The sequence below is a fragment of the Neisseria sp. P0001.S005 genome, assembly GCF_051963715.1.
Map to the genome: position 1 here is coordinate 1 of NZ_JBQCTZ010000352.1, position 2074 is coordinate 2074.

Annotated in this window: 2 protein-coding genes; both read right to left on the reverse strand. The window is 50.1% G+C overall.

What is annotated here, in order from left to right; all coding sequences use genetic code 11:
* Positions 1 to 53: 53 nt before the first annotated feature.
* The gene (locus tag ACTHSP_RS20025) at positions 54 to 1109 is read right to left on the reverse strand and encodes an ABC transporter permease subunit (RefSeq protein ID WP_107857209.1); all 1056 of its coding nucleotides are present in this window, start codon (positions 1107 to 1109) and stop codon (positions 54 to 56) included.
* A 98-nt stretch (positions 1110 to 1207) separates the two neighbouring features.
* The coding region (locus ACTHSP_RS20030; RefSeq protein WP_440346777.1) for a CobW family GTP-binding protein at positions 1208 to 2074 on the reverse strand (867 nt) is incomplete at its 5' end.

A 2074-nucleotide genomic window follows, 5' to 3' on the forward strand; every position in this document is an offset into this window, starting at 1 on the left:
TTCATGGTTCGAAACATTCTTTAATAATGGATTGAAGATATTTTCAGACGGCCTTATTTCTGTCCGCCAAAGTGAATACGCGGATCGACCCATGAATAAGAAATATCCGACACCAATTTAGCCAACAACCCCATCAGCGTGAACACATACAGCGTACCCATTACGACAGGATAATCACGTTTCATCACTGCCTCGTAAGACAACAAACCCAAACCATCCAGCGAGAACAACGTTTCAATCAACAGGCTGCCGGTAAAGAATGCGCCAATAAATGCGGCCGGAAAACCGGTAATCAGAGGAATCATGGCGTTGCGGAAAATATGTTTCCACAAAATCTGTTTCTCAGGCAAGCCCTTAGCTCGTGCGGTATAAACATATTGACGGCGGATTTCTTCGAGGAACACGTTTTTCGTCAATACAGTCATCACTGCCAAGTTGCCTGCCACCGAAGCGGTAATCGGCAAGGCCATGTGCCACAAATAATCTTTGACTTTACCTGCCCAAGAGAGCGTATCAAAATCATCGCCGACCAAGCCGCCCTGAGGAAACCAGGCAAAAAAGCTGCCGCCGCCAAACAACACCAGCAACACCAAACCCAAGACAAACGGCGGTACGGTATAGCCGACCAAAATGATCATACCCGTAATCGTATCGAAACGGCTGCCATCCCTGACCGCCTTGGCAATACCCAACGGAATACATATCAAATAAGTTAGGAAGAATGTCCACAAACCTAAACTCATCGATACCGGCATTTTCTCTTTTACCAGCTCAAATACGGTTTGGTGGTGGAAAAAGCTCTCGCCCAAATCGAAACGGGCAAATTTCCATACCATATCCACAAAACGCGTCACAGGCGGCTTGTCGAAACCGTACAAAGCATTCAGCGCGGCCAAATCTTCCGCACTGATACGGTTGCCGTTTTTGGCCAGAGTTCCGGGAATACTGCGCCCCGCCGTTTCACCACCAACCGCGCCCTGCGTCAGCTGCTGAACCATCTGCTCCACCGGGCCGCCGGGAACAAACTGAATCACGGCGAAGGTAATCGCCAAAATCCCCAACAACGTGGGAATCAAAAGGAGCAAACGTTGAAAGATATAACGCCACATGGTTAAGTGTTCCTCTATTTTTTTGATTTGAAGGCCGTCTGAAACCGCTGACTTCAGACGGCATATAGTAACGGATTAATAAGCGTTTGGCCGATGATTTACTTCTCCAAGGCCTCCTGCAGTTTCTTCTCAATCAAATCCGCGTCAAACGATTTGGCAATCAGCTCAAAGCGCGAGTCACGGCGCCATGAAACTTGGTTTGCGCCCCATTGTCCGTCCACCCAGTTCAGCCATACCCATGTACCGAGCACTTGAAACACGCCTTTGGCACGCACGAGGCCGTCTGTAAATTTAGGCAGGTCGTTAAAGAAATCAGTCAGCTTTTCTCCGTCGAAATCACGCCCGGCAGGGAAAGTGAAACCTTGAGACTGGAAGCCCATGGTGTTATCCGGCAGAGCTTTGAGGCGGTAGCGCGATTTTTCGACCACGGGAATATCAAGCCACTGGATGTCGAGTTGCGCATTTTGGACTTCAACCACTTTGGCTTTGGGCGGGAACAGTTTAGCCGCTTTGTCATGAAATTCGGCCAGTTGCTCCGGCGTGCACAAGTCAGTTTTGCTGGCAACCAATACGTCGCAAATGCCGATTTGGTCTTTATACAATGCTTGTTGCGCGTAATCGGGATTAATAAACTGGCGCGGATCGACGACGGTAAAGACGGCGCCGATTTCCAGCATGCTGTCGAGCGGTTTGGCTTTCAATTCGTCGATAACGCTGGCAGCGTGCGCCAGGCCGCTGGCTTCAATCATCAAGCGGTCGGGTTGGGCATCGCGCAGCATCTTTTGTACGGTCGTACCCATTTGCGCGCCGGCAGTACAGCACAAACAGCCGCCGGCGATTTCAGCCACGGGAATGCCGTTGTCGCTCAAGACGGCGCCGTCAATGCCAATTTCGCCAAATTCGTTGACGATGATGACCCATTTTTCATTCGGGTCTTTTTGCGCCATCAGGCTTTTGAGTGCAGT

Excerpts from the sequence above, each read along its gene's own strand:
- ACTHSP_RS20025 (WP_107857209.1), bottom strand. The coding sequence starts at position 1,109 with ATGTGGCGTTATATCTTTCAACGTTTGCTCCTTTTGATTCCCACGTTG.